This is a genomic window from Flavobacterium cyanobacteriorum (assembly GCF_002251835.1).
GTDB lineage: Bacteria > Bacteroidota > Bacteroidia > Flavobacteriales > Flavobacteriaceae > Flavobacterium > Flavobacterium cyanobacteriorum.
Map to the genome: position 1 here is coordinate 1 of NZ_NOXV01000239.1, position 7982 is coordinate 7982.

8 protein-coding genes are annotated in these 7982 nt (G+C 45.1%); 3 read left to right on the top strand and 5 right to left on the bottom strand.

The features are described from left to right. Nucleotides 1-598: 598 nt before the first annotated feature. Nucleotides 599-1882 carry a fumarylacetoacetase gene (gene fahA, locus CHU92_RS06730; RefSeq protein WP_094413883.1) on the bottom strand — a complete coding sequence of 428 codons (1284 nt, stop codon included), beginning with the start codon at nt 1880-1882 and terminating at the stop codon, nt 599-601. 110 nt (nt 1883-1992) lie between these two features. On the opposite strand from fahA, the gene glyA reads away from it, so the two are divergent. From glyA to CHU92_RS06745, 3 genes are all read left to right on the top strand, one after another. Beyond that, nucleotides 1993-3267, top strand: a complete 1275-nt coding sequence (gene glyA, locus CHU92_RS06735) for a serine hydroxymethyltransferase (protein ID WP_094413892.1) — start codon at nt 1993-1995, stop codon at nt 3265-3267. 144 nt (nt 3268-3411) lie between these two features. Further along, nucleotides 3412-4590 carry an AIR synthase related protein gene (locus CHU92_RS06740; protein ID WP_094413884.1) on the top strand — a complete coding sequence of 393 codons (1179 nt, stop codon included), beginning with the start codon at nt 3412-3414 and terminating at the stop codon, nt 4588-4590. 9 nt (nt 4591-4599) lie between these two features. Continuing rightward, nucleotides 4600-5034 carry a hypothetical protein gene (locus tag CHU92_RS06745; protein WP_094413886.1) on the top strand — a complete coding sequence of 145 codons (435 nt, stop codon included), beginning with the start codon at nt 4600-4602 and terminating at the stop codon, nt 5032-5034. Between the two features lie 37 nt (nt 5035-5071). Here the strand turns inward: CHU92_RS06745 and CHU92_RS06750 are convergent, their stop codons facing one another. From CHU92_RS06750 to CHU92_RS15815, 4 genes are all read right to left on the bottom strand, one after another. Continuing rightward, nucleotides 5072-6175: a peptidylprolyl isomerase gene (locus tag CHU92_RS06750; RefSeq protein WP_165764600.1), complete on the bottom strand. Its 1104-nt coding sequence runs from the start codon at nt 6173-6175 to the stop codon at nt 5072-5074. Further along, nucleotides 6176-6739, bottom strand: coding sequence for a gliding motility-associated peptidyl-prolyl isomerase GldI (gene gldI, locus CHU92_RS06755; protein WP_094413888.1), 564 nt, complete (start codon nt 6737-6739; stop codon nt 6176-6178). It abuts the gene before it with no gap. A 1-nt stretch (nt 6740) separates the two neighbouring features. Beyond that, nucleotides 6741-7751 carry a DHH family phosphoesterase gene (locus tag CHU92_RS06760; RefSeq protein ID WP_094413890.1) on the bottom strand — a complete coding sequence of 337 codons (1011 nt, stop codon included), beginning with the start codon at nt 7749-7751 and terminating at the stop codon, nt 6741-6743. Between the two features lie 13 nt (nt 7752-7764). Then, nucleotides 7765-7982, bottom strand: a 218-nt coding sequence (locus CHU92_RS15815) for a hypothetical protein (protein WP_165764601.1), incomplete at its 5' end; no start/stop codon positions are given.

Sequence of the window (7982 nt, forward strand, 5' to 3'; positions counted from 1 at the left end):
TTTTTGTTTTGGTTGTTTTCACGTTGTATGAAAAACTGAAAAATGTGGAAGACAGGTTTTTCTTCTGCCAGGGCTGCCGGTATACGGGAGGCAGGCCGGTGAGTCCCTGCCGCCCGGGCCTAGCCCCGATGGAAGCGGCATCCTCCCCGCCGCCTGCTTTCGCGGCGGGGAGATAAAGCGGACAGCGGGAAGAGACGCCGGTAGAAATGCGCTGTGTTTCCTGCTCCAGATTCAAAATCTTAATTATAGCTTTTAGGGTACTTTTTCCTACGCCCAAACTTAAAGCTGCCGGATAACTATGGGCGGAAGGTGTTTCAATAAAAAAGGGCTATCGAATCACGACAGCCCCTGAGAATTATTTCCTGCTGTAGGGTGGGAGTAGTGTGCTTGCCACTTCGCCGAAGCCTATCCTTATTTTATCATTCTGGCAGTNAGAGACGCCGGTAGAAATGCGCTGTGTTTCCTGCTCCAGATTCAAAATCTTAATTATAGCTTTTAGGGTACTTTTTCCTACGCCCAAACTTAAAGCTGCCGGATAACTATGGGCGGAAGGTGTTTCAATAAAAAAGGGCTATCGAATCACGACAGCCCCTGAGAATTATTTCCTGCTGTAGGGTGGGAGTAGTGTGCTTGCCACTTCGCCGAAGCCTATCCTTATTTTATCATTCTGGCAGTAGCCGCGTATGATGATGCAATCACCGTCATTAATAAATTTACGTTCTGTGCCGTCGCTCAGCCTGATGGGGTTTTTGCCGCCCCAGGTAAGCTCCAGCATGGATCCGAAACTATCGGGCGTAGGCCCGCTTATGGTGCCGCTGCCCATGAGGTCGCCGCTGTTTACCCGGCAGCCGTTTACAGTATGGTGCGCCAGCTGCTGCGCCATGCTCCAGTACAGGTATTTAAAGTTGGAGTTGCATATAATATTTTCTTCGCCACTTTCGGGTTTTAGGATTACCTGCAGGTTGATGTCAAACGCTTTTTCGCCTTCCTGCCTAAGGTATTCCAGCGGCTGCGGGTTTTGGTCTGGGCCTTTGCAGCGGAACGGTTCCAGCGCATCCATGGTAACAATCCAGGGCGACATAGATGAAGCGAAGTTTTTAGCCAGGAAAGGCCCAAGCGGCACATATTCCCATTTCTGGATGTCGCGTGCGCTCCAGTCATTAAACAGTACCATCCCGAAAATATGATCTTCGGCTTCCTCTACAGGTATTGGCTCGCCCATAATGTTGGCATCGGTAGTGATGAAAGCCATTTCAAGCTCAAAATCTACCAGTTTTGACGGGCCAAAAACAGGCTGTGTTTCACCATTGGGCAAGGTTTGCCCCATAGGCCTGTGTACCGGTATACCCGAAGGGACTATGGTGCTGCTTCTCCCGTGGTAGCCCACAGGCAGGTGCAGCCAGTTAGGCAGCAAGGCATTTTCCGGGTCACGGAACATTTTGCCTACGTTGGTAGCGTGTTCTTTGCTCGAATAAAAATCCGTATAGTCGCCAATAAGTACCGGCAGCTGCATTTCAACATCCTGGATGTTAAAAACCACTACTTCCCTGTGGGCTTTGTTATCGCGCAATTTAGGGTTATTGGCATCAAAAATATCTGCTATGCGATTGCGTACCAGTCTCCAGGTTTTTTTTCCGTCAGATATAAAATCGTTCAGGGTGTCCTGCATGAACATATCATCAGTAAGCTCTATACCTTCAAAATAGTCCAATTGCTGGAGAGCGCCAAGATCAATGGCATAGTCGCCGATGCGTGTACCGATAGTAACCACATCGTCTTTAGTTATAAATACCCCAAAGGGTATATTTTGTATAGGGAAATCACTGTCTGAGGGTACATGAAGCCATGATTTCCTGGAGGGGTCATTTGCTGTTATAGGCATTTTTCTGAGTGTTTGTTTTGCGTTTTATTAACGTATCAAATATACTTTTAGTGGACGTTTTACCAAAGGTTTTTTGTACTTTTGAAAGCAAATTAACGAAAAATTATATAATGCAACGCGATACACAGATTTTTGACCTGATACTTGAGGAGCAGGAAAGGCAGGTACAGGGTATAGAACTAATAGCATCAGAAAATTTTGTGAGTGACCAGGTGCTGGAAGCCGCGGGTTCCGTACTTACCAATAAATATGCAGAGGGATACCCCGGTAAACGCTACTATGGCGGCTGCGAGGTAGTTGATATAATAGAGCAGATAGCCATAGACAGGGCTAAAGAGCTTTTTGGCGCCGGGTACGTAAACGTCCAGCCGCACTCGGGATCGCAGGCAAACGCATCGGTTTACCATGCCATCCTTAAGCCGGGCGATAAAATACTGGGCTTTGACCTTTCTCACGGTGGCCACCTTACGCATGGCTCGCCGGTAAACTTTTCGGGCAGGCTTTATAACCCCGTATTTTATGGGGTGGAACAGGAAACAGGCCTGCTAAATTACGATAAGATACAGGAGATAGCTGAACGCGAAAAGCCGCAGCTTATCATTGCCGGTGCATCAGCTTATTCCCGCAATATGGATTTTAAACGTTTCCGTGAAATTGCTGACAGTGTTGGCGCATTGCTGCTTGCCGATATATCGCACCCAGCGGGGCTAATCGCAAAAGGACTGCTAAATGACCCTATACCACATTGCCATATAGTTACTACAACCACGCACAAAACCCTTCGCGGCCCGCGTGGTGGTATGATAATGATGGGTAAAGATTTTGAAAACCCATTCGGCATCAAAACGCCTAAAGGCGAAATAAGGATGATGTCATCCCTGCTTGATGCTGCTGTATTCCCGGGTAACCAGGGTGGGCCGCTGGAGCACATTATTGCTGCCAAGGCGGTTGCCTTTGGCGAGGCGCTTAAGGATGAGTTTTTCCGTTATGCATTGCAGGTGCAGAAAAATGCCAAAGCTATGGCCGAAGCCTTTGTAAAAAGGGATTACAATATAATTTCAGGCGGCACGGACAACCATATGATGCTTATTGACCTTAGGAATAAAAATATTTCAGGCAAAGAGGCAGAGAACGCACTTGTAAAAGCTGAAATCACAGTAAACAAGAACATGGTACCTTTTGATGACAAATCACCTTTTGTAACCTCAGGTATCCGTGTAGGTACCGCTGCAATCACTACCCGGGGGCTGGTTGAGGCCGATATGGAAACCATTGTAGATATGATTGACAGGGTTATCGCTGACCATACTAATGAAGGGCTGCTGGAGCAGATAGCCGATGAGGTTAATGAAATGATGAGCGAAAGGCCAATATTTGTTTTTTAATAATCAACGTGATACAACCCTCTGGCATTCCCAGGGGGTTTTTAAATTTAAGGTAATGGGTTACTACAGGTACTTTACCGCCCAAACATTGCGCTGTTATTGCAATACCTTTATCTTTGCCCTCAACAACACAAACTACACTACATGAGTTCCGATACCAGCAAACGCTATAGCCTCAGGGGTGTTTCCGCCGCTAAGGAAGATGTGCATAATGCCATTAAAAACATAAATAAGGGGCTTTTTCCGAAAGCCTTTTGTAAAATAGTGCCGGATTACTTAACCGGAGATGAAGAATATTGTATCATTATGCACGCTGACGGAGCGGGTACAAAATCATCACTCGCCTACCTTTACTGGAAGGAAACAGGTGACATTTCAGTATGGAAAGGTATTGCACAGGATGCCCTTATTATGAACATTGATGACCTGTTGTGTGTAGGTGCTGTTGATAATATTATGCTGTCCGGCACCATAGGCCGCAACAAGAACCTTGTGCCCGGCGAGGTTATCTCTGCCATCATAAACGGCATGGAAGAACTTATCGAAGAACTGAAAGGCTTTGGTGTAACTATACATTCTACCGGTGGGGAAACGGCCGATGTAGGCGACCTGGTGCGTACTATTATAGTTGACAGCACAGTAACGGCACGCATGAAACGCGCTGATGTTATTGACAATGCCAACATAAGGCCCGGTGATGTTATTGTGGGGCTGGCGTCTTTTGGACAAGCGACTTATGAAAGAGAATATAACGGCGGCATGGGCAGCAATGGCCTTACGTCGGCCCGGCATGATGTTTTTGATAATTACCTGGCCCAAAAATATCCGGAGAGCTTTGATGCCTCGGTGCCTGCGGAACTGGTATATTCAGGCACGGTAAAGCTGACAGACGCAGTTGCAGGCAGCCCTGTTGATGCCGGTAAGCTGGTACTTTCGCCAACACGTACTTATGCCCCTGTAATAAAGAAAATACTTGGAAAGTATACGCCACAGGACATCCACGGCATGGTGCATTGCAGTGGCGGTGCACAAACAAAAGTGCTTCATTTTGTTGATAATGTTCATGTTATAAAAGATAACCTGTTCCCGGTTCCGCCGTTGTTTAAGCTCATACAGCAGCAAAGCGGCACCGACTGGAAGGAAATGTACCAGGTGTTCAACTGCGGGCACCGGATGGAACTTTATGTACCACAGGAAATTGCCGATGATATCATTACTATCTCAAAATCCTTCAATGTGGATGCCCAGGTTGTGGGACGGGTGGAGGCTGCTGACATTAAAAAACTTACAATTACCAGCGAATATGGTTTTTTTGAATATTAAGATAAACATATGAAAATCAATTTGAAATCAGGTGTGGGCGAACTTCTTTTCGGGATGAAGGAAAAGGATGTACAGGCTGTTTATGGCCAGCCGGACAGTGTGTATAAGGATGAGGACAAAAATATTATATACATCTATAACGCCCTTAAACTGCGCCTTACTTTTTACCATGATGAAGATTTCAGGCTGGGGTACATAATATCATCCAATCCCGCACTTGAATTTGCAGGACAGAAGATAATAGGACAGAAGTGGCCCGATGTGGAAAAGTTTGCTGCCGATAACAAAATCAGGGATTTTGTAAAGGAAAATTTTGATGCGTCCGATAACTACTTTAATGAGGACAACTGGATTATTTTCCAGGTGGAATTTGATGAGGTAATAAAAGTGGAACTTGGGGCCATCATTAATAATAAAGATGAATTTGAGTGGAAATTCAGATAGTGTATAATAAAAAAGGCCTTCAATAAGGCCTTTTTTATTATTGCGGTTTAGCAAGTACTTCCAGTTCAAATATAAGATTAGCATTGGGTGGTATAATCCCCCCTCCGGCGCCTCTTTCGCCATAACCTAAATGGGACGGGATAAAAATAACACCTTTGTCACCAACATTTAATTTTTCTATACCTTCTATAAATCCGGGTATCATGCCTGATTTTGTTCCTACAGCGAAGGGAATAGGCGTATAAGCGTTGGCTGCGGCCCTCGCAGGGTCATGCTTACCGTACTGCTTCGCAATTTCTTCCCGGCTTGAATCAAACAGCATACCATCTTCAAAATAGCCTGCATAGTGGATATATACCGTGGAACCCTCCAGTGGCTTGCCACCATTGCCTTTTTGTGTAATTTTGTATTGCAGGCCCGAAGCAGTTTTAGTAGCCCCTGCTTTTATTTGTGCCAGTTCAGCTACTTTATCTGCTTTTGTTTTGGCCAAGGCATCCTGTAATTTTTTCTGCTCTTCGGCAGCTTTTAGGTAATATTCTTTAAATACTTTTTGCGCATCAAATTTTTTGGCTTCTTTACCAATACGCAAAATTTTAACACTGGTCATTTCGTCGCCCTGCTCAATAGCATTTACAACATCCTGCCCCTGCACTATATGGCCAAAAACAGTGTGCAGCCCATCAAGGTGTGGCGTGGCATTATGGGTAATGAAAAACTGGCTGCCGTTAGTAGCCTTGCCGGCATTAGCCATTGAAAGGATGCCTGCCTTATCATGCTTCAGGTCGGTTATTTCATCGGCGAACTTGTAACCCGGGCCACCTGTACCGTCTCCGTTAGGGTCGCCACCCTGTATCATAAAATTTTTTATGACCCTGTGAAACTTTATTCCGTCATAAAAAGGCTTGCCTTTTTTTCCTGGTGTTGTAACCATGTCGTTCGTGCCTTCGGCAAGGCTTACGAAATTGGCTACGGTAAGGGGTGTTTTTTTGTATTCTAACTGTAAAACAATTTTCCCTTTGTTGGTCTGGATTTCGGCATACAGGCCTTCGCCAAGCTCTGCATCAGGCGGTGGGGTGTTTGTAGTGTTGCATGAAAATAACATGGCAACAAGGCTAAGAAATAAACTTGTCATTGGTTTCATTTAATTATTAGTTGTCTTTACTTCACTTTCTGGTTTAATGTCATTTAGCGTTACAGTGCACATAAGCGGCTCATTGATGCCAATTTTTTTATTGTCGCCATGGTAGCCATAGCCCATGTGGCTGGGAAAAAGGAAGGTTACGGTTTCCCCTTCGTTCATCAGCTTGATGCCATGGCGCAGCCCCATCATGATATTTTCTTTATCCACATAGTAAACCTGTGGCCGCAGCTCCACTTCAGAGTAGATTACGTTACCTTTAAGGTCTTTTACCTCATAATTAAAAAAGGCCACATCACCGCGCTTGGGAGTTATGGTGTCATTCTTGTTTTCTACATCATAATGGTACCAGTAGCCTTTATCTGAAGCAATGTATTTAATATTGGGATTGCTTTTTATGATGGAATCTATAAGAGATTCTTCACTGGCAACCAGCTTTTTATTCCTGGCAATGGATTCTTTCATAAACGTACCGGACGAATGCGATACAGGCTTACGTGCCTGCTGCTGGGAGCATCCGGTAATTATGCTGCCTAAAACCAGCAACAATAGGGTCATCTTTTTCATTTTATCCTTTTTTAATCTCTGCTAAAGTAGCAATAAATTTTTTTATGGTAGCTTCAAGCGTATCGGTTGATTTGCCGCCTGCAGCATTAACGTGCCCGCCGCCGTTAAAGTATTGCCTCGCGAATTTGTTCACGTCAAAATCACCCGTAGACCGGAAAGATATTTTAATGATGCCTTCTTCTTTATTTTCAGTAAAAAAAGCCGTAAACACTATATCTTTTATACTAAGCCCATAATTAACAATCCCTTCGGTATCGCCTTTGGCGTGGTTAAAGCTGCTAAGTTCCTCCTGGCTTAGCCATGTGTATGATGCATTATATTCAGGCAATACTTTTATGTTTTGCAAAGCCTTTGCCAAAATTTGTATACGGTTGGGTGAGTGGTTGTCAAACAACAGGCTGTGAATACGGCTGTTGTCAATGCCTTTGTCAATAAATTCTGCCACAATGCGGTGTGTGGTGCCTGTTGTGGAAGGATAACGGAACGAGCCGCTGTCGGTAACAATGCCAGTGTACAGGCAGGTAGCTATGGTCTTGTCAATCGCTGATGACTCACCAATAGCGTTTATAAAGTGGTAAACCATTTCGCAGGTAGAGCCATAAGCGGTGTCTGAAAAGGCAACAGTAGCATAAGTATCGGGCATCTGGTGGTGGTCTATCATTATATAGGGTACAGTTATGTCTTTCAGTGCCTGTTCCATTTGTTCACCTGTCCTCCCCAGGTGGTTAAAATCAAGCGTAAATATAAGCTCTGCTTCTTTCAGTATCCCTGAAGCCTTTTCTTTGTCGGCCTCAAAAGTCATCACTGTATCCGATGCGGGCAGCCATGACAGGAAATCAGGAAACTCATTAGGGGAAATAACCGTGGGCTGGTGCCCTTTGTATTTCAGGAAATGGTACAGGCCCAGTGTGGAGCCCATGGCATCGCCGTCAGGGTTGCGGTGTGGTATTATTACTATTTTTTTTGGGGTGGCCAGCAGTTCTTTAGCGGCTTCAATAGCTTCATTTGTCATTTTGCGAAGGTAATCAATTTTGAAATATTGCCAACAGGGCCTTAATCACCGCCACATCCTCCGCATCCGCTGCACCCGCTGTCGCCATACGATGAGCATCCACTGTGTGAATTGTCAACGTCACTCCCACATAAAACGGTATAATTGCTGTCGCCTCCAGGTTCAGATCCGCCTTTGCCATTATCCCAAAAAGTTCATTAGAGTAAATTTCTAACTGGCGGTCATTAGAAG